Below are 18,891 nucleotides of genomic sequence, written 5' to 3' on the forward strand. Positions count from 1 at the left end.
CTTATTCAGTAGTGATTAGACAGATGTTTTTACACTATTATTAGACTTAGAGGATGAAAGCTCCGTAAGTAACACCTAACAGACTTACAAATGCAAATATCAAAGAATAACAATGACACATAACTTATTTCAAAATATCTACAAACATCCTCTGATAGGGGCGCAAGAACTACAACAAATAGAAAAAGTCCATCAGCCTATTGTTTTTCGCAAGGGTGATTTTATCTTGCGCAAGGACGAAATAGCTCGTGGTTATCTCATCTTGCAGACAGGAGTTGCTCGCGCTTTTGTATATGACTATGAAGGGAATGATATCACTACCGACTTCTTTTGTGAAGGTGAAATTATCGTGCAAGAACTCTCTCTTTTTAAGCATCTGCCTTCTGCCGAAAATATCCAAGCCCTTACGAATTGTGAGGGCTGGCATATAGATTATGAGGATTTTCAAAAACTTTATCACAGTTTGAAAGGATATTCGGAATGGGGGCGACTCTTTATGACAGAGAAATTGTTTGAGGCAAAAAAACGATCGCTTGAAATGATTACACTCCCCGCCAAAGAACACTATATGCAGTTTATAAAGGAAAAACCCAGCGCTATAAAGTACGCCCCCTTAAAACATATAGCTACTTATTTAGGCATTACAGATACTTCGCTAAGTCGTATCAGGAAAGAAATGTGAAAAATTAATTATTATAAAATGAAAAAAAGATTTTTAGATTTAAAAAATATTATATTTATGATATTAACTTCAATTATATCATATTTAATTTACAACAATTATGAAAATAATGAGAGTAATAAGAAACTCATTAGCACTACAATAATGGCTATGAATAATAAAGTATCTGAAATATCATTTATGAATATCGAACCTATCTGGACAAATTATAACGATAAGGACACTTTATTTTGTTATAAAAATCCTATAGAATTAGAATATTTAATTTTCTATGATGAACTCTTAAAAAGTAGAGGGTTGGACGATGAATTTCGTGTAAATATACTAGATTTTCAAAAGAAAAGTAGAAAGTTACTAAAAGATTACACAACAAAGGATAGTGACTTTTTAAGAAAAAAAATAAGTAATACCATTGTTTTAGAAATACAAGAAGAAAAAGACATATTAGAGGGAGAACTTAATTATCTTAATGGTGAAATATCAAAAGATTCATTAAAAAAAGTTAGAGAAAATACATTTAGAAAATATATTTCTTTTAATCTAGATAATTACTAAGAAAAAAATCTTGTCTTATGGCAAGATTTTTTTTGTTTGAAGGCAGTACTTTTGCCCCCGAATTTTAAAAAGCATTTAAAAATGACAAAAACAAAACACTTTGATTTTCTTTTATCCATTCGCAAAAACCTATTGACTTACTTGGATAATCTTACTCCTGAACAATTAGGTTATATCCCAATAGGTTTTTCTAATAATATCTTTTGGAATATAGCACATTGTATTGCTGTACAGCAATTCTTATGTTATCAACTCAGTGGAAATAAACTGCTAATAAGCAATGATTTTTTAGAGAAATACAATCGTGGCACCTTTCCTCAAAAGATTGCACCTTCAAAGGAAGAAATCTACCAAGTAAAGGAATTGTTACTCAGTACAGCCAATCAATTACAAGAAGATTATCAAGGAAGGTTATTCAATGAGTTTCCAACGGTTAAGGTAGGTTTATTTTCTATTGATACTATAGAAGATGCTATGTATGTAAACAATATGCACGAATCGAGACATTTGGGAACTGTAGTAGCTTTAAACTATTTTAGTTCAAAAATCTAATAAAAAAATGGCTTATAGTATAACACTTGCAAATAGAGTCCGCGAATATTTAGCTGAAATTCCTCATATCACAGTAGAAGAAAAGGCGATGTTTGGCGGTTTGGCTTTCTTGGTGAATGACAAGATGTGCATCAACATAGGAGATGATTGCCTAATGTGTAGGTTTGACCCTAAGCAGACAGAAGAAATTGCCGAAAGGCAGGGCTTCTCGCCAGTAGTAATGAGAGGCAAAGAACTCTCTGGCTATTGCTATGTAGACCCTACGGGATACAACCAAAAAGAAGACTTTGATTTTTGGTTACAACTCTGTTTAGAGTTCAACAGTAGGGCAAAGAGTTCAAAAAAACAATAAAATAATAACTAATTCGCAATAATATATGTTTGATTTCCTTACAGAACTTGCAGAAAACAACAATAAAGAATGGTTTGATGCTCATAAAGCTCAATACGAATCGGCTAAATTGGAAGCCACTACACTTTTTAAGCATATTTATTCTATACTTACTGAGTATGACACTTTGTCTTCACTAAAAATATATCGCATTCATCGCGATTTGCGTTTTTCTAATGACAAAACACCTTATAAAACGCACTTTGGGTGCTATATACAGCGCAAAGAACCCTACTATCTTGGTGGATATTATGTATGTATCAGTCCGCAAGAGACTTTTATAGGAGGTGGTTTTTTTGAACCCAATAAAGATGAATTATTACGTATCCGTCAGGAGATATCATTTAACGCTGAGAAATTTAGAGCGGTAATGAAGAATGAGGGTATACAAAAAGAATTTGGCGGACAATTATGGGGAGAAGAAGTTAAAACAGCCCCTAAAAGTTTTCAGAAAGACGATCCAATGATAGACTATCTGCGTAAAAAGCAATTCCTTCTCAAGCACGATTACTCCTTAGAAGAAGCTACATCAAATAACTTTGCTGAGAAAGCAATTCAAGGATTATTAGCTATGCGTCCTTTTTTTGACTTTATGACCGAAGCTCTCACTACAAATCTCAATGGAGAACAGCAGTTTTACAGATAAGTTTGACATTAGCTGGATGCTTATGTGCTAACCTTTTTAAAAAAAACTAAAAAATTCCCCGTGTGATACATACCACATGGGGAGTTTTATTATTACTGATAAAATTCACTCGGATTTATCCCTAAATGTTGTTGTACAAAGCGAGAGAAGTAAGCGGAAAAATGAAAGCTAAAAAGATAAGGAAAAATTGGTAAAAACTACCGACTTTTGTATAACAATCTTTTATAAAAATTGTTTATCTTTGCAGAGTCAAAAATTAAAAATAAGAAATACAAATGAAAAACATCCAATTAAACAATGGAATAGAAATGCCTCTCTTGGGTTACGGTGTATACCAAGTAGACCCTAAAGAATGTGAGCGTTGCGTAAGCGATGCTATTTCGGTAGGCTACCGAATGATTGATACTGCCCAAATCTATCGCAATGAAGAGGGTGTAGGCAATGCTATTAAGAAAAGTGGTATCGAGCGCAAAGAGTTCTTTATCGTTACCAAAGTGTGGATAAGCAATGGTGGCTACGAAAAAGCAAAAGCCTCTATCGAAACCTCTTTGCACAAACTACAAACTGATTATATAGACCTCTTGCTCATTCACCAACCTTTTGGCGACTATTATGGCTCTTATCGCGCTATGGAAGAAGCCTACAAAGAGGGCAAAGTGCGCGCTATTGGGGTGAGCAACTTCTATGCTGATAGATACCTCGATTTGGCATACCACTGCGAGATAAAACCTGCTGTAAACCAAATGGAAACACACGTATTCTACCAACAGCAAGACCTCCAAGAGCTAATGAAGAAATATGACACCAAGCTAATGTCGTGGGGACCTTTTGCTGAGGGTAAAAACGATTTTTTTGCCAATCCTACTCTCAATACTATTGGAGAAAAGTATCACAAAAGTGCTGCCCAAGTAGCTTTGCGCTATCTCTTGCAACGCGATATTATCTGCATTCCTAAGTCGGTGCGCAAGGAGCGTATGGAACAAAACCTTAATGTATTTGACTTCCAACTCTCAGCAGAGGATATGAGCCAAATAGCCGCTCTCGACACCAAGCAAACGCTCTTCTCTTCTCACCGAGACCCTGCTTTTGTAGAGATGATACTACAATATGGTAATTAGCAAATTAGCAAATGTGTTAATTTTTAATAAAACATCTAACTTGCATCTATTTGCTAAATTCTACTTCAGCATTTAGTTTAGTTATCTTTTCTTGCAATTTAGTGATGTCTTTTTGCAATTTCTCAATACGGCGATTACTTTTTGCTAATTGCTTATTAGCTTTACTAGCTTTGCGCAAAGCCTTTTCAGCTTTGTTCGCTTTTTTAGCACTTGCCGAAGCCGAACTCGCATCACTAAAAGCATCCGTACGATCAGTAGCTTCTTCATTAGCTTGTGCAGCCTCAGTTTGCAACGACTGATTATTGGTTTGCTCTTGTGTGAGTTTCATTTGCAATTCGTTGAGCTCGGTATTGAGTTTCAAGGCTTGTTGTTGTTTTTCCAAGCGTTTCATCTCTGGTGATTTAGCTGTACCACAACCCGCTAACATAAAGGAAGCTAATACTCCCATTAAAAGTGCTTTTTTCATCTTTTTTATATTTAAATTAATTCGGCAAAAGTAATACTTAATCGGCAAACATGCAAATCAAAAAATCATTTACACCTAATAAAACGCCTCTTTTTCAGCTGAAAAAGAGGCATTTTGTTAATTTACTAATTTTCTAATCAACAAATTAGCTAATTTTCTTAATTTGCGCTACTAAGCGAGCAGCGTGTTCTTTCGCTTTTTGTTGTACTGCCAAAAGTGCCTCCTGAGGCATCACATTAGGTTCATAGTGCATTGCGTAAGAGACTACAGGGTCTAAAAACTCCATTTTGGTAAAGTTAGCTGTCTGCCGGTGAGGATAAAAGAAATTAGAAATAGGACACTTTTGGTAGGCTTCCTCAGGAGCTCCCGTAGTGAAAGAAAGCAGTAGTTTTTTGCCTTCTAACCGATAAGCTGTATCATAAGCAAAACCAAAAGCAAAAACATCGTCTACCCATTTTTTCAATAGGGCAGGAACTGAATACCAATTCAAAGGAAACTGCCATACAATCACATCAGCCTTCACAAGTTTAGCTTGCTCGGCAGCTATATCAAACTGATAATTGGGGTAAAGCGCTTGCAACTCACTTACCTCAACCTCAGGAAGCAGGCGTTTTACCTCTTCCAAAATAGCCTTATTGGCGTTGGACGTCTCCATAGCGGAGTGTCCGTTGATGATTAATACGTTCATATAGAATTATGATTTAAAACTTTAAGTCTGACAAAAGTACTAATTAATCGGCAAATATGCAAATTTGAAAAATGGGGTAAAAAGATAATTATTAGCTGTTCCTAGTTAAAAGCTGTTATCTCGCAAAACCTTACAAGTTGGTTGCTAGCCTTTTGCAAGTCACTCTTCCTTACTTTGGTTTTCTCAGTAAAAAGGTCGGTAGTTAGGTTAGTTGCTTGTTTATCAATACTCGCTTTCCAATTGCCTATAACTCTGCCTTCGTGCAGAATAACCGGTTTAAATATACCAAACTTATTATGTGCCTTTGCTTCGTGCTTTTTGTCGAGAGCTACCCAACGGCTTTTATAACCTATCAGATACTCATCGTATGGCGGAAGCAAATGCATTGTTTTTGTGTAATCGGTAGCTTCAAAGTTATTGCAATACAGATACATTGGAGTACTTTCTACCAAAACTTCTTCTAATTCAGAGGCAATTCCCTCTATAGCTTTCTTACATTGCATTTTAGGCAATCCCGACCACCACGTAAAATCCTCTAACGAGGCAGGCGAATGACTCCTGAAATACTTCTGTGCCAGTCGTTTCAAAGCTTCATCAAGGGTAATAATAGCTGTTGTAGGTACTCTTTCCGACAATAGAGCCCAAGTAGCTTCCTTGCCTTGCATCACCCCCGAACACAAAAGCCCTTCAATCTCAGCACGCAATAATAAAGGGTTGAGCAGTTTGTCATCAGGTAAAAGTCCCAAAGCTGTGAGTCTGTTAGCAATAGCTTTTTTAGACAATGACTTACCACCAACGAACAATTCACGTAGAGCGTGGGTTACCTCCTTAAAGTAATTTTGGGCAAACGCTGTACTGATATTCTTTTGCCAAGATTGCAAAGTACTCAGATTGCGTTCCTCACATAAAGGAAGTAGCCAGCCTATATCCGTTTTGCTCACCACTTGCACCGTACAACGCAAGAGATGAAGACGTAAAAGTTCAGCCTTAGCAAAAGCCTCTTGGAGTTGGGTTAATTGCGGAGTACATTGCCGTATACCTATCGCCCAACGAAAATAGTTATAGTCCTGTGCTTGCATAGCCCCTTGCCACGTTACAATTTCCTCAGGTTTTTCATATTGAGGAGAAAGCAATTGCTGGTGTAACAATCTCAGTGTAATAGCCTCTTGCCTACTTATTGTTCTCATCGACTCACTTGCTTATTAACTAATTGATTCATCTTGGAGAGCGTTTCCTCTATCATCGCCATACGCTTCTTTACTTTCTCTACCGAAGCATCTAACGTATACCCCTCATCAAGAAGCTCTTTGATAAGGAGTATTTTTTTGATATTCAGGTAATCATACCTTCTATTTTTCCCTTCCTCTTCTGTTAAACTGCTGATAATTCCTTTCTCTTCCCAATAGCGTATTTGTCGGGTAGGGATACCAGTGATTTGTGATACTTCCCCTATTCCCACTACCAATTTCCGCAGAAAATCAAAGTCTAACAAGAGTTCTTTTTGTACTTCTTTTGCCATAAATTGTAAATAAATTACGACATAAGTTGCAAATATACAAATAAATACTTTACCTTTGCACTTTGTAAATAATCTACAATTAAAGAAGATAATTAACAAATGAAAAACTTAAACAACAAGAACGCCGTGATTACTGGCGGAAGTGACGGTATTGGCTTAGGAATAGCCAAAGCCTTTGCCCGTGAGGGCGCGAACCTATTGCTCATAGGCAAAGACCCTGAGAAACTACAAAGAGCCCAACAAGAGCTACTAAATGAGTTTGGCGTGCAAGTACACACCCTCTCTGCTGATTTATCAAAAATAGAGACAGTAACTGAGGTAGTGAAAGACATTGAGCAACTGCTACCTGCGGTAGATATTTTAGTAAACAACGCCGGTTTGGCGAGGTTCGTGCCTTTTGAGCAAGTGGACAACACCTTATACGATGCTCACTTCAACCTCAATGTAAAAGCGCCTTATTTCCTTACCCAAGGTCTGCTTCCTGCTTTGGTGAAAAGCAAGGGGAATGTCATTAATATCTCGTCGTATTCTGTGCACCGAATGCTTCCTAACCGCGCGGCTACCGTCTATTCGGCTACTAAAGGAGCGTTAAACTCTTTTACCATAGCCTTAGCTTTTGAAGTCGGACACTTAGGCGTACGCGTAAATGCCATTGCTCCTGGAAATATTTCTACACCGCAATTCAACCGCAATTTGCAAGCTCTCACCCCCGAAAAACAAGCCGCTTTTGAGACTATGGTAAAGGAAATATACCCTTTACAACACATTGGCACGCCTGAAGATATAGCCCAAGCAGCGGTATTCTTAGCCAGCGACAATGCTTCGTGGATTACAGGCACTGTGCTCGCCGTTGATGGCGGACTCACCACAAATTAGTTGTGCACGACGCGCAATGTGAACCACACAGGCAGAGGGAAAATTATCGAATTTGGAAATTAGAAAATGAGGTACAGGCTACAAGAAAAGCACCAGCGGAGGGAGAGTAGAGAAACTTGGAAAGGCTCGGAGTTATCGGAGGAAAACGAAAAATATCAAAATAGGTTGAAGGGAATTTTGGAGAGAAAAGGCTGTTAGGAGGGTATGCTTAGCTTATAGAGAGCTTATAGGAAGCTTATACGAATCTTGGAAGATTGGTATAGAAAGGGTGTGTAAATAGTTAAAAATGAGGAGTTAAGAGAGGGGAGTGAGAAGTGATTTTGAGGATAATAAATCGAAAGTAAAGAGAAGTGAATACGTTGGTGTATTGAATGTCAATAGAAGAAGAGTGCTATCTAAATTATTGAAGGGGAAGTGATTAAATAGCATTTTCTCTTCTCTCTGGTAGGCGTATGCTAGTGGAAGGTAGGAGAATAAAGAGGGATTATGAAATAAAAAAGAGGGCAATTGTTGTGAGTATGATTATTTTTTGTACCTTTGCACCGAATTACAGAAATGAACACTTGGGGTCGACCGGTTTTGACAGTAAGTGGCATTAAATAGTAAGCATACCGAGCTGTGAAATGAATGCTCGATAATCTCTATTTCAAAATTTTAAATGGCGAGAATAACTACGCTCTTGCTGCCTAATCTGAAGTTTAGTAAGATTGCTGGCTAAGTCCCTACAAGGTAGGGAAGCGAGATGTCTCTGAAAAGCCCTTGTTGACGGCGTTTCGTACAGAGGCACCATAAAAGTCAACATTGAACCTGCGGTACGCTTCTGCTAACGGTTCTTAATTTTAGGAAGCTAAGCGCAAAATGGGCGGTGCTCGGTCAGTTTTGCGACGAAAATCAAACGAGGACTAAGTATGTAGAAAGCTTTTTGATGACTTATTTGGACGAGAGTTCGATTCTCTCCGACTCCACATTACAATCTCATTATAAAACGAGAGCTAAATAGAAAAACACTTCTATTTAGCTCTCGTTTTTATTCATTTTAGAAGTCTTGTTCACTATATATTTGTTATATTTTTTCATTTATTTATCATTAAGTAGTAAAGTTATTGGCGTTTTCTTGTATTATCTTTATATTTGCGCCTTTAATAACAACAAAGATAATAATGAATACGCTCTTTACTATCGGCATTTTCCTTTGCTTTTTTCTTTCTGTATTGCTCTTTACCAAACGCCCTCAATCCTTATCGGATAAGGTATTGGGGATATGGTTGGTGTGCATTGGTATTTACCTGCTGAATTACTACCTGCATTATTTGGGCTATTGGGAGAAATATCCTCATTTGGTAGGAGCGACGCACCCTTTTCCGCTTTTGTTTGCTCCTTTTGTATATTTGTACGTGTTGGTGTGTTCACGTGAAGACCAACATTTTCATTGGCGCGATAGCTTGCATTTTTTACCTTTTTTGCTCACCTACGTTGTGATGTTTCCTTTTCTTTTTGGCTATTCGGCGACTGAAAAAGCAATGATAGACCAAGCCGATTACCATAGCCCCTATCAATGGTTATTTACAACTTCGTTTGTAGCTTTTGTGACCGTGAGTGTGGTGTATATTCTATTGGCTTATCAGAAAATCAATCAGTATGAGCGGGTAATAGGCGACAATTTTGGCTATAACGAAGGTATTAGTTTGCAATGGCTACGACTGTTGCTCATCGGGTTCGGGCTGATTTTCTCAGTGATGATAGTGGGATATATAGTGCAATTTCTCTTAGAAATAGAGATAGGAGTTAATATAGAACTTATTTTCTTAACACTCTTTGTCTTACTTATAGGGCTAATTGGCTTCTGGGGCATACGACATCAGGGAATTTTTAGTGTTGAAAAACAAAAGCCTTTTATAAAGAATTTAGTCTTGTCTGACAATTCTCATAGGTCAGACAATATTGAACCTTCTTCATTCTCCAAAACTCCTGAATACCGTAAATCCGGATTGAAAGCTGAGGACGCAACTAGCTTACACCAACAGTTGCTCACACTAATGACTACCGAAAAACCTTATCTCGAACCTAAACTCTCCTTAGCTCAATTAGCTGAAATGTTAGGTGTACTTCCTAACCACCTTTCACAAATTATCAACCAATACGAAGAAAAGAATTTTTATGACTTTGTGAACAGTTATCGTGTCGAAGAGTTTATCACTTTGGCAAAGAAAGACATTGATAAGAATTTTAATCTTTTGGGGCTTGCCTATGAAGCGGGCTTTAACTCTAAGTCCTCTTTCAACCAAGTTTTCAAGAAGATTACAGGTAAAACACCAAGTGAATTTCTGAATTAGGTGCGAGAAGCATAGTTTAGCACGTCCAAACTCTCACGCTACCCCTTCTTTTCAACACCTCCTCCCATTCGCTCCACATAATTCTTCCCACGAACAAAACTTCCCTAACCCCTTGCGTCACTACCATTTGTCAATTGTCAATTATCAATTGTTCATTACAATTACGTCCATTCCCTCACGCTTGGGCGATGCACCTTGTTTTCCACCATACCTTTGCCCCAGAATTTTAAACGTATTACGCAATGAAAACCTTTTTGAACATCGTTCTTTTTTTAGTGCTTCCGCTTGTAGCACACGCACAAGATATTACCCAAACACTTAGGGGTACTATTTATGACCAAAGCAGACAAATAGAGCTCAGCAAGGCTACTTTGGTTATCCCTAATATCAGTTATAAAATAGAAATCTAACTTCTTATCTTTTACCTCTTATCTCTTATCTAAATAAAATGAAAAAGTATAATCACCCTATTTTGTTTTTCACCCTTTCCCTTGTGATTCCTTGGGTATTGTGGTTTGTGGTGGCTTATTGGAGCCACCAGCCAAAAGCACCTAATGCTTTTTGGACAGGCTTTTTTGAATTGGCAGGTTTGTTATCTCCTATGGGCGTGGCTACCTACCTCTTTGCACGCAATAAGGAGCTCTTAACCGACCTCAAAACGCGTTTTATTGGCAGAAATTTGCTCACCAACCGCTATTTTTGGATTACCCTCTTGTTTCCACCCCTTTCCATTGTCGTGGCACAGCTACTTTCGCTCGATTTAGGGCATAGTCTCGACCAGTTTTACATTTCAGGAGAGCCTAGTTTCAGTTCAGCCCCTTTCAAGGCTTGGTTTGTGCTCTGTTTGGCGCCAGTGCTCGAAGAATTGGCTTGGCATACTTACGGCACTGATGCCTTGCGCAGTAGGTGGAGCTTATTCACCTCGTCGCTTATCTTTACCGTGTATTGGGGTTATGGCATTTGCCCTTGTTCTTCGTAAAGAACTATTACCAAAGCAACATACAAGCTGAGGGGTGGCTCTATACAGCCAACTTTTTCGTAAGTCTGTTTGCCTTTGTGTTTATCATCAACTGGCTGTATTACAAATCGGGGCGCAACGTGCTGATAGCCATATTGTTCCATTTGGTAGCCAATATTTCCAACGAAATCTTCGCCACCCACCCCGATAGCAAGGTAATACAAACAGGTTTATTCGCTGTACTAATGGGCTATATATTAGTGAAAGAGAGACGATTGTTTTTTAGTAGGTAAAGCCTTCATTCCACCGAAAAAGCCAATCCTCAAAGGTAAGAAATCACTGATATTCAGGTAGTGTTCGGTGAATCTATAATTAGTGTCCTGTGTAGACCCACTGTAGACCCACTGTAGAGCCACTGTAGAGCCACTATAGAGCCACTGAAGACCCACTCTAAATTCGTTTAGTGTATAGTTTAAATATATCTATCTGTCATTCGTCATTCGTTATTTGTTATTTTATTTGGCGGTTAGTAAATAAAGAAGTACTTTTGTTAAACCAAATTGTATGCTGACTATGAAGAAATCAAAATCAGGTGTCATTCATTTTCTTACCAAAGAAGAAGGCGGACGGCAATACCCTCCTACCGGTGAGGTCTATTATGCCACCACTTACATCGAGCAATTGCCTCAACCAAATTGGAGCATTATTATTGAATTTGAAGAGCCTATGAAAGAGAGTGAATACAGTGCTTTGTGCCAAGTGAGGTTTCTCTTTGACCACGCCCCCGCTTATATCTTAGACGAACTTCAAGAGCTCAAAGTGTATGAAGGGGCTAAAATTGTAGGAAAAATCGTGTTTGATTAGTTATTTTTCTGTCGCAAATTTAGCCAAAGTTTAAACATTAGCTAAGTTGAAAGTCTTAAATCAATTTATTAAAACAGTATGAAATCATCAGAAGAAATATTATTAGCCGGAGCGACCGGTTATTTAGGTCAGTTTATATTAGCTGAACTCTTAAAAAAAGAATACCCTACCCGCATTATAGTGCGCAATAAGTCGAAAATAGCACCCGCCTTACTTACCCACCCGCTATTAGAAGTGGTCGAGGCTGAGGTAACAAAACCTAATACTTTACTCGGTGTGTGCGAGGGGGTTACCCAAGTGATTTCCACTGTCGGAATTACTCGGCAGAAAGACAAACTCACCTACGAGCAAGTAGATTATGCGGCTAACAAGAACTTGCTTGACGAAGCACTGCGCTCAGGGGTACGTAAGTTCGTATATATTTCCGTATTAAACGGCGAAGCACTACGTCCTATTGCCATTGGGGCTGCCAAAGAGCGTTTTGTAGATACCCTTAAAACCAGTGGAATGGACTACTGTATCGTGCGTCCATCGGCTTTTTACAGCGATATAGCTACCATCTTTTCAATGGCAAAAGAAGGTAAAGTGCGTCTCTTTGGCAAAGGGCAATACGCTATGAATCCTATTCACGGCGAGGATTTAGCCGAGGTATGTGTAGCGCAATTAGAGAGCTCCGAAAAGGAAGTAAATGTAGGAGGGGCTGAGGTGTTCACCCAGTATGAAATCGCTGCTTTGGCTTTCGAGGTGTTACATAAGCCTGTGAAGGTCGGTTTTTTGCCTGATTGGGTACGGAAGTCCGTTTTGAAAATAGGCAAATATCTCTTGCCTAAAAGTGCTTACGGCACTATAGAATTCGTTTTCACCGTAATGGCAATGGATTCGGTAGCGCCAATGAAGGTAGGAAAACATAGGTTGAAGGTATTTTTTGAGGAACTTCGAAATAAATATTTGCATTTGTAGTATAAAATTACTATTTTTGCAAAGTTATTCTCTACCTCTATGCATCATATTCGTAAAAGCAAATGGAAAACTATTACCACCGTAGGCTTCGCTTTATTTGCGATGTTCTTTGGGGCGGGTAATCTTATATTACCTCCGTTCATAGGTTTAAGAACGGAAGGGGAATGGGGTATGGCGTTGTTAGGCTTTTTTATCACCGCTATTTTAGCTCCTTTCTTAGGGGTGTTAATGGTGGCTAAAACGGGCACTCACTTCACTGATTTAGGGAAGAAAACGCACCCTTGGCTCATTAAAATCCTTACGTTATTAGTTATTTTATGCATAGGTCCTTTGGTAGCTATCCCACGCACCGCTGCTACTACTTTTGAAGTAGGCATACAACCCTTATTACCTGCTTTTCCTAAGGTGTGGTTCATCGTTTTATTCTTTGCCGTTGTAACCGCATTATCTATATCGAAATCCAAGATTGTAAGCATTATAGGAAGGTTTCTCACTCCTTTTCTGCTGATAGTTTTAGTACTGCTTATTGTTTTAGGCGTATGCTTTCCCCCCGATAGTATTACCTCTACGGCATTTACCGCCACCGAAAGTTTTTCGTTAGGGTTCATAGAAGGCTACCAAACAATGGATTTACTGGCTTCGGTTATCTTTGCAGGTATTGTTATTGCAGCAGTAATAGATAGTGGCTATACCTCACGCAATGAGCGTGTTTCTGTTACTTTTGCGGCTGGAATGCTTTCTACGCTTTGTTTGTTGTTTATTTATGGAGGGCTTATCTACTTAGGCGCCACTACCGATTACCCCTTAACTGATAGCGTACAACGCACTGAGCTTTTGTTACACATTTCTCATTCTGTTTTAGGGAAATGGGGCACTATTACTATTGCCTTAGCTATTGGGTTTGCTTGTCTTACTACCGCTATTGCTCTTACATCGGCAGTGGGCTTGTTCTTTGAAGAAGTAACTCACCAACGTATCCCTTACAAAGTAGGTGCTATAGCCTGTACGCTCATTTCATTAGTATTATCAATTAACACGGTGGATAATATCATCAATTATGCGATTTATATTCTACTATTTATATACCCGATAGTCTCTACTCTCATTATAACCGTTTTATTCTTCGACCGCTTTGTAAATACCAAATTACCCTATATTTTAAGCGTATTGGTCACTGCTATTATTTCCACTATTGATAGCTGTCAAATGTTAGAGCTACCCTTTGATAAGCTTTATGAAATTAAAAGCCTATTACCTTTGAGCCATTACGGTTTAGAATGGTTTTTACCTGCCTTGCTAATTTTTATTATTACAGCTTTCATAAAAGGCTTTCAGAAAAAATAATTAGCGTATTATTTGCGGTTTTGGTATTTATTTGTACTTTTGCGCCGTCTCATAAGGGGTGCTGTAACAGGCTGAGATTATACCCATTGAACTTGAACGGATAATCCCGTTGAAGGAATGAAACTAAGCAATTGGAGCTTGTTTTTGCTTTTGGGTAGCATAAACAGGCTTTTTTATTTTATTAACACACCAAATAATAGCCTCTTTTATTTGTAAATATTTATTTTACAATGAAAAATGTACTTTTGTACACTGCTATTTGCCTTACTACATCGGCAATGGCACAACAGGCAATAGAGCCTGACTCTATCGTCCCTTCTCCTAAGCCCATTCAATTAGACGAAGTATTAGTATCGTCCGTGAGGGCTACCAAAAAACTTCCCGTAACCTTTTCTAACCTCTCTAAGGAGGAAATCAAGACCAAAAATTTCGGTCAGCAAATGCCTTTGTTGTTAGGTCAGTTACCTAACGTGGTGAGCTATTCCGAAGATGGTTCGGGCTTCGGTAGTAGCAATATGTTTGTACGTGGGAGCGACTTGTACCGTACCAATGTTACTATCAACGGCGTACCGCTCAACGACTCCGAATCACAAGGGGTATTTTGGTACAATCTCTCCGACTTTGCTTCCTCTGCCGAGAGCATACAGTTGCAACGCGGGGTAGGAACTTCTTCTAATGGAGCAGGAGCTTTCGGCGCAAGCCTAAACGTCCTCACCGATGCTGTACAAGAGCAGGCATCAGGAGAACTCGCCAACTTCTACGGCAGTTATAATACTCATAAACACAGTCTTAAACTTTCCACCGGAAAACTCAACGACCGTTTTGAGCTCAACGGACGCTTTTCTGTTATCAAGAGTGATGGTTACCGTGACCGCGCTTCCTCCGACCTTAAATCCTACTTCTTACAAAGCGCTTATAGCCACGGGGGGACGCTCATCAAAGGATTGGTGTTTGGAGGCAAACAAAGTGTCTATCTCACTTATCTGGGAGTAGATAAAGAGACTTTACACAGTAATCGCCGTTATAATCCTGCGGGTGAATACAAAGATACCGCTGGTAACAAACGTTTCTATGAAAACGAAACCGATAACTATCAGCAAGATCACGCGCAATTACACTGGACGCAACAGTGGAATACGGCGTGGCATACGCAACTTTCCTTCCACTACACCAAAGGTAAAGGCTATTGGGAGAACTATGAGAAGAAAAAATATTCTAAGGTAGGCTTGCCCAAAGTGCTCGACGGAGCAGGCAAGGAGCAAAAAGCATACATCATTCACCAACAAGGATTAGACAACGATTTCTGGGGAACTACCTTTTCGGTGAACTATCAGAAAGACGGTGTGCAACTGCTCTTTGGAGGATTGCTCAATCGCTATGAAGGTGCCCACTACAAAGACTTGTTATGGGCAGAAAAAGCACCTTTTGTGTATGGTAATCGTTATAGTTACGAAGGACTCAACACCAAAGAAGAAGCGGCAGGTTATGGCAAACTCACTTGGCAATTTGCCCCTAAATGGAGCCTGTTTGCCGATGTACAATTCCGTCACGTAGGGTATAAGGCGAATAAATACAAAGTAGACGAAAGCCTTAACAGTTTCAACCCTAAGGCGGGTATTATCTTCTTCTTGAATGCACATAACGACCTTTACCTCTCTTATGCTCGTGCTACCAAAGAGCCTAACCGTTCCGATTACAAGAGCTATTACGAAGCCTTACAGGACGACCCTAATGCAAAGAAACCTATCGCCGAGAAGCTCAACGATATCGAACTCGGTTGGCGACTCACCACCCCCAAAGTGCGTTTAAATCTCAATGGTTATTATATGGGCTATGAAGACCAATTAGTGCTTTCAGGGAAGCTCAATAGCACCGGTTATCCTATCCGTGAGAATGTGGGTAAGAGCTATCGTGCAGGAATTGAAGCCGATGCGATGGTGCAACTCTCAGAACGTTGGTTCTGGTCACCCAATTTGGCTTTTAGCAAAAATATAAACAGAGATTATAAGAGTCAAGATGCTGAGGTAGCTACTCGCACTATTAGCTGGGGCGATACCCGCATTTCCTATTCTCCTGATGTAGTGCTCGGTAATACCATTACTTTTATCCCTATTGATGGTTTTCAAATAGGGTTGACTTCTAAATATGTAGGTGCACAATATGTAGATAACACCGAGCGTGAGGAAGCAAAACTCGATGCTTATTTCGTGAATAACCTCAGTTTGCAATACGAGTGGAAGCCTAAAAGCACTTTCAAATCGGTATTGTTTTCGGTAATGGGTAATAATATTTTCAATACCAAATACACTCCTTACGGCGATAACGGTTACGGAATGGTGTATATTCCCGCTGCCGAAGCGAATTACTTAGCAGGCGTAACACTCAGTTTTTAGGAGATAAAAGAAAAGTCTGCTATAGTTTTTGTTACTTTGTTTTCAAGTTTCCATTTCTTTTATTATCTTTGTCGCGTAATAAAAAAACAAACCTTATATGAGAAAGTTTTTACCTGTTTTTATCGTAGCAGGACTCTTCTTTTCCTGCCAACGCGAAGAGGCAGACGCCCCGTTCGCAACCGACACTGATATTTCAGTATTACCCAGTACTGAAACGAAGGCTTCCGACAACGGACTTTTAGGTTGGGTAGCTCTCACAGGGCAAACCCATATTTCGGCGGAGGAAGCCCAAGAAACCGCTCTCGCTACCGCTATGCAAATGCGTGAAGTAGAAGGTATTGTTACCAAAGCCCCTTTAAAAATTGGCTCAATTGAGGTAGTAAAAGGCGACACTCGCAAGCCTTACGTACCTACCAAAGGCAACGCAAAACCCGAACAAGCCGATGTCTACATTGTAAACTTTGCCAATAACCAAGGTTATGTAATTACCTCAGCTGATAGGCGTGTCCCTAGTGTATTAGCCTACAACTCCTACGGACATTTGGGGGACACAATCACCAACCCAGGACAAGCGATACTCTTTAGCTATATGCAGGCGTATATAGAAGAACAGCGTGCCGCCTTTGAAGCTAATAAAGAGAGATTGGCTACTGAGGCAGAAGAAGCCATTTTCAAACAGCTTTCTAAAGAACGACAAGCAGAACTGATTAAAGAAGGCTACTTTGATGAAAATGGGAAGAGGATAATTAGCAAAGGCACTCCTGACCTTCTTCGTACTTGTGCTTATGTGGGACCTAGACGTATTTCAACAGGTCTGGATGAAAAGCAAGACGAAGATGACCATAGAGGGGTACTGCTAAAAACAGAATCTACCGGATTGAAAACAAATGTAGTTAAAGCTCCATTAATAAAAACGCTATGGGAACAAAGTAGAGATTATAATGATAAAGTACCAGTAAAATGCACTAAAAATGAAGAAGCTCTAGTAGGCTGTGTAGCTGTAGCTGTAGGACAAATGTTAGCCTATTATAAAAAACCAGCTGTTTTCAAAGGTAGAACAATGCATTGGAACGATATGACCAAAGTGGATGCTGGCGCTATGTTTTCTTCTATTGATAACTATAGCGTGGGAAGTAACCCAACTGCTGTAGAAGATATTCAACACTTGTTAGCTTATTTAGGTGATGGTGATCTCTTGAATATGGATTATGGCTGTGGTAGTAGTGGTTCTAATATAGTAAAAGCTATTGAAACCTTTATAGAATTAGGGTATATAGTAGCTCAGCAAAGTGATTATAACAATGACTTAGTTGTTCAACAAATAGTAAATAATAATCCTGTTTATATAAGGGGCAAAAGTAAAAAGAAAGAACATCGCCTTTTAGGCATAAACTTCTACAACACCTATGATGGTGGACACGCTTGGTTACTTGATGGGTATGTATATCAGAATGAAAGAATTACTTATTATATTGAATGTCCTATATGGAGAGGCTTAGAAAAAACTACAAAAGTAGTTGTTCAAACGGATTCTAAGTCTATAGAATTAATACATAATAATTTCGGTTGGGGAGGTAGTACTTATGGCTATAGTGGTAGTACAGGTTGGTATCACGCTGGTATTTTTGACACTAAAGAACGTCACAGTTCCTCAAATACTTATAAATCAGGTTCCGAAGGGAATTACCAATACGACATAAAAACTATGTATATTAAATAATCATTGTCCTATGAAAAAGTTTTTATTTTTAGCAATAATGTTAATGACATTGACATATTGTAAAAAAAATGTGGATTGTCAAACCCCACCTCCTGAGTTTAGTTTACTTATAAATAAAAACTCTGAGGTTTATAAGGAGTTTATTAATCAAACCGAAGAGATTGATAAGTCTCATATCACATTCTACAAACAAGTGAATAGCACAAAGAAACCGTATGATGTTAGGTTGTACTATACTGCTAATAATGATTATTTAGTAGTAACAACCCAACTTTGGTTCACAAACGATGTATATACAGGAAAAACAGAAACCCTCTACCTTCAAAACGCTTCTAAAACCTATAAAATAGAAGTAAATGGTTATATGAAAAGTGGTGAATGTGGGGAGTATGCAGTTACTAATGAAATTCGTGTAGATGGCACTAAAATAGAAGTACCTTACTTAGCAAAATAATAACCTTAACTCCTCTGGCACCCCCCCTGCCAGAGGTTTTTACCATTTTTCTATGCGTTACCTTATATATCTATTTGCAGTCGTTGCCCTATCTTGCTCTAAAGAAGCCATAGAGCCTGAAAACTATACTCTGCACGTACAAAATCGCTATTTTGAAGCAGTAACCATTTCGGTAGGTGAGCATTTTTCTGAAAAGCTATCACCCAATACTGTTTCTAAGGCATTTACTTTGCCTAAAGGTACTTATAAAGTAGTAGCTATCACAGCTTCACGCCTACACTTGGAAAGCACGGTACAAATACAAGGCAGTAAAGGTGAACTCACTATTGAAATCTGTCCTAAAGGGAAAATCTACATTACTCATTAACCATT

General features: G+C 38.8%; 20 protein-coding genes, 1 other RNA gene, 1 pseudogene and 1 riboswitch. Of the genes and pseudogenes, 18 read left to right on the forward strand and 4 right to left on the reverse strand.

Annotation, left to right across the window (positions count from 1 at the left end):
* The first annotated feature begins 112 nt into the window (after window positions 1-112).
* The 6 genes from HW279_RS05930 (at window position 113) to HW279_RS05955 (ending at window position 3,944) form a co-directional block, all read left to right on the forward strand.
* Window positions 113-682 carry a Crp/Fnr family transcriptional regulator gene (locus HW279_RS05930; protein ID WP_178958312.1) on the forward strand — a complete coding sequence of 190 codons (570 nt, stop codon included), beginning with the start codon at window positions 113-115 and terminating at the stop codon, window positions 680-682.
* Between the two features lie 18 nt (window positions 683-700).
* On the forward strand, window positions 701-1,237 hold the full coding sequence (locus HW279_RS05935) for a hypothetical protein (protein WP_178958313.1): 537 nt from the start codon (window positions 701-703) through the stop codon (window positions 1,235-1,237).
* An 81-nt stretch (window positions 1,238-1,318) separates the two neighbouring features.
* A complete protein-coding gene (locus HW279_RS05940; RefSeq protein ID WP_178958314.1) occupies window positions 1,319-1,789 on the forward strand; it encodes a DinB family protein in 471 nt (156 codons plus the stop codon).
* Window positions 1,790-1,796: 7 nt separating this feature from the next.
* Complete coding sequence (locus HW279_RS05945; protein WP_178958315.1) at window positions 1,797-2,141, forward strand: TfoX/Sxy family protein; 345 nt, start codon at window positions 1,797-1,799, stop codon at window positions 2,139-2,141.
* Window positions 2,142-2,166: 25 nt separating this feature from the next.
* Window positions 2,167-2,826 carry a DUF2461 domain-containing protein gene (locus tag HW279_RS05950; protein WP_178958316.1) on the forward strand — a complete coding sequence of 220 codons (660 nt, stop codon included), beginning with the start codon at window positions 2,167-2,169 and terminating at the stop codon, window positions 2,824-2,826.
* A 275-nt stretch (window positions 2,827-3,101) separates the two neighbouring features.
* On the forward strand, window positions 3,102-3,944 hold the full coding sequence (locus HW279_RS05955; protein WP_178958317.1) for an aldo/keto reductase: 843 nt from the start codon (window positions 3,102-3,104) through the stop codon (window positions 3,942-3,944).
* A gap of 46 nt (window positions 3,945-3,990) precedes the next feature.
* On the opposite strand, the gene HW279_RS05960 is transcribed toward HW279_RS05955, so the two are convergent.
* The 4 genes from HW279_RS05960 to HW279_RS05975 all read right to left on the reverse strand — a co-directional run bounded on the left by HW279_RS05960 (window position 3,991) and on the right by HW279_RS05975 (window position 6,617).
* On the reverse strand, window positions 3,991-4,410 hold the full coding sequence (locus HW279_RS05960; protein ID WP_178958318.1) for a SlyB protein: 420 nt from the start codon (window positions 4,408-4,410) through the stop codon (window positions 3,991-3,993).
* Between the two features lie 145 nt (window positions 4,411-4,555).
* On the reverse strand, window positions 4,556-5,098 hold the full coding sequence (locus HW279_RS05965) for an NAD(P)H-dependent oxidoreductase (RefSeq protein ID WP_178958319.1): 543 nt from the start codon (window positions 5,096-5,098) through the stop codon (window positions 4,556-4,558).
* A gap of 101 nt (window positions 5,099-5,199) precedes the next feature.
* Complete coding sequence (locus HW279_RS05970; protein WP_178958320.1) at window positions 5,200-6,285, reverse strand: winged helix DNA-binding domain-containing protein; 1,086 nt, start codon at window positions 6,283-6,285, stop codon at window positions 5,200-5,202.
* Window positions 6,282-6,617, reverse strand: a complete 336-nt coding sequence (locus HW279_RS05975) for a MerR family transcriptional regulator (RefSeq protein ID WP_178958321.1) — start codon at window positions 6,615-6,617, stop codon at window positions 6,282-6,284. The genes HW279_RS05970 and HW279_RS05975 overlap by 4 nt, the downstream gene beginning before the upstream one ends.
* Window positions 6,618-6,716: 99 nt before the next feature.
* On the opposite strand from HW279_RS05975, the gene HW279_RS05980 reads away from it, so the two are divergent.
* From HW279_RS05980 to HW279_RS06035, 12 genes and pseudogenes are all read left to right on the forward strand, one after another.
* Window positions 6,717-7,493, forward strand: a complete 777-nt coding sequence (locus HW279_RS05980) for an SDR family NAD(P)-dependent oxidoreductase (RefSeq protein WP_178958322.1) — start codon at window positions 6,717-6,719, stop codon at window positions 7,491-7,493.
* 565 nt (window positions 7,494-8,058) lie between these two features.
* Window positions 8,059-8,461, forward strand: a transfer-messenger RNA (tmRNA) gene (gene ssrA, locus HW279_RS05985).
* Between the two features lie 192 nt (window positions 8,462-8,653).
* A complete protein-coding gene (locus HW279_RS05990; protein ID WP_178958323.1) occupies window positions 8,654-9,826 on the forward strand; it encodes a helix-turn-helix domain-containing protein in 1,173 nt (390 codons plus the stop codon).
* A gap of 242 nt (window positions 9,827-10,068) precedes the next feature.
* Complete coding sequence (locus tag HW279_RS05995) at window positions 10,069-10,236, forward strand: hypothetical protein (protein ID WP_009417675.1); 168 nt, start codon at window positions 10,069-10,071, stop codon at window positions 10,234-10,236.
* Window positions 10,237-10,274: 38 nt separating this feature from the next.
* A pseudogene (locus HW279_RS06000) lies at window positions 10,275-11,077 on the forward strand (type II CAAX prenyl endopeptidase Rce1 family protein).
* A gap of 280 nt (window positions 11,078-11,357) precedes the next feature.
* Window positions 11,358-11,648, forward strand: a complete 291-nt coding sequence (locus HW279_RS06005; protein ID WP_178958324.1) for a hypothetical protein — start codon at window positions 11,358-11,360, stop codon at window positions 11,646-11,648.
* 78 nt (window positions 11,649-11,726) lie between these two features.
* Window positions 11,727-12,608, forward strand: coding sequence for an SDR family oxidoreductase (locus tag HW279_RS06010; RefSeq protein WP_178958325.1), 882 nt, complete (start codon window positions 11,727-11,729; stop codon window positions 12,606-12,608).
* Window positions 12,609-12,647: 39 nt separating this feature from the next.
* Window positions 12,648-13,952 carry a branched-chain amino acid transport system II carrier protein gene (gene brnQ, locus HW279_RS06015; protein ID WP_178958326.1) on the forward strand — a complete coding sequence of 435 codons (1,305 nt, stop codon included), beginning with the start codon at window positions 12,648-12,650 and terminating at the stop codon, window positions 13,950-13,952.
* A gap of 44 nt (window positions 13,953-13,996) precedes the next feature.
* Window positions 13,997-14,087, forward strand: a riboswitch (TPP riboswitch).
* 95 nt (window positions 14,088-14,182) lie between these two features.
* A complete protein-coding gene (locus HW279_RS06020) occupies window positions 14,183-16,345 on the forward strand; it encodes a TonB-dependent receptor (protein WP_178958327.1) in 2,163 nt (720 codons plus the stop codon).
* A 97-nt stretch (window positions 16,346-16,442) separates the two neighbouring features.
* Window positions 16,443-18,065, forward strand: a complete 1,623-nt coding sequence (locus HW279_RS06025) for a C10 family peptidase (RefSeq protein ID WP_178958328.1) — start codon at window positions 16,443-16,445, stop codon at window positions 18,063-18,065.
* Between the two features lie 10 nt (window positions 18,066-18,075).
* The gene (locus HW279_RS06030; protein ID WP_178958329.1) at window positions 18,076-18,519 is read left to right on the forward strand and encodes a hypothetical protein; all 444 of its coding nucleotides are present in this window, start codon (window positions 18,076-18,078) and stop codon (window positions 18,517-18,519) included.
* 52 nt (window positions 18,520-18,571) lie between these two features.
* Entirely contained in the window at window positions 18,572-18,886 is a 315-nt protein-coding gene (locus tag HW279_RS06035; RefSeq protein WP_178958330.1) for a hypothetical protein, read from the forward strand.
* Window positions 18,887-18,891 lie beyond the last annotated feature (5 nt).

The sequence above is a fragment of the Capnocytophaga sp. oral taxon 903 genome (genome assembly GCF_013394785.1).
GTDB classification, from domain to species: domain Bacteria; phylum Bacteroidota; class Bacteroidia; order Flavobacteriales; family Flavobacteriaceae; genus Capnocytophaga; species Capnocytophaga ochracea.

Bases quoted from the DNA above. Each gene is read 5' to 3' on its own strand.
- HW279_RS05930 (WP_178958312.1), top strand. From the start codon at position 113: ATGACACATAACTTATTTCAAAATATCTACAAACATCCTCTGATAGGG.
- HW279_RS05935 (WP_178958313.1), top strand. From the start codon at position 701: ATGAAAAAAAGATTTTTAGATTTAAAAAATATTATATTTATGATATTA.
- HW279_RS05940 (WP_178958314.1), top strand. From the start codon at position 1,319: ATGACAAAAACAAAACACTTTGATTTTCTTTTATCCATTCGCAAAAAC.
- HW279_RS05945 (WP_178958315.1), top strand. From the start codon at position 1,797: ATGGCTTATAGTATAACACTTGCAAATAGAGTCCGCGAATATTTAGCT.
- HW279_RS05950 (WP_178958316.1), top strand. From the start codon at position 2,167: ATGTTTGATTTCCTTACAGAACTTGCAGAAAACAACAATAAAGAATGG.
- HW279_RS05955 (WP_178958317.1), top strand. From the start codon at position 3,102: ATGAAAAACATCCAATTAAACAATGGAATAGAAATGCCTCTCTTGGGT.
- HW279_RS05960 (WP_178958318.1), bottom strand. From the start codon at position 4,410: ATGAAAAAAGCACTTTTAATGGGAGTATTAGCTTCCTTTATGTTAGCG.
- HW279_RS05965 (WP_178958319.1), bottom strand. From the start codon at position 5,098: ATGAACGTATTAATCATCAACGGACACTCCGCTATGGAGACGTCCAAC.
- HW279_RS05970 (WP_178958320.1), bottom strand. From the start codon at position 6,285: ATGAGAACAATAAGTAGGCAAGAGGCTATTACACTGAGATTGTTACAC.
- HW279_RS05975 (WP_178958321.1), bottom strand. From the start codon at position 6,617: ATGGCAAAAGAAGTACAAAAAGAACTCTTGTTAGACTTTGATTTTCTG.
- HW279_RS05980 (WP_178958322.1), top strand. From the start codon at position 6,717: ATGAAAAACTTAAACAACAAGAACGCCGTGATTACTGGCGGAAGTGAC.
- HW279_RS05990 (WP_178958323.1), top strand. From the start codon at position 8,654: ATGAATACGCTCTTTACTATCGGCATTTTCCTTTGCTTTTTTCTTTCT.
- HW279_RS05995 (WP_009417675.1), top strand. From the start codon at position 10,069: ATGAAAACCTTTTTGAACATCGTTCTTTTTTTAGTGCTTCCGCTTGTA.
- HW279_RS06005 (WP_178958324.1), top strand. From the start codon at position 11,358: ATGAAGAAATCAAAATCAGGTGTCATTCATTTTCTTACCAAAGAAGAA.
- HW279_RS06010 (WP_178958325.1), top strand. From the start codon at position 11,727: ATGAAATCATCAGAAGAAATATTATTAGCCGGAGCGACCGGTTATTTA.
- brnQ (WP_178958326.1), top strand. From the start codon at position 12,648: ATGCATCATATTCGTAAAAGCAAATGGAAAACTATTACCACCGTAGGC.
- HW279_RS06020 (WP_178958327.1), top strand. From the start codon at position 14,183: ATGAAAAATGTACTTTTGTACACTGCTATTTGCCTTACTACATCGGCA.
- HW279_RS06025 (WP_178958328.1), top strand. From the start codon at position 16,443: ATGAGAAAGTTTTTACCTGTTTTTATCGTAGCAGGACTCTTCTTTTCC.
- HW279_RS06030 (WP_178958329.1), top strand. From the start codon at position 18,076: ATGAAAAAGTTTTTATTTTTAGCAATAATGTTAATGACATTGACATAT.
- HW279_RS06035 (WP_178958330.1), top strand. From the start codon at position 18,572: ATGCGTTACCTTATATATCTATTTGCAGTCGTTGCCCTATCTTGCTCT.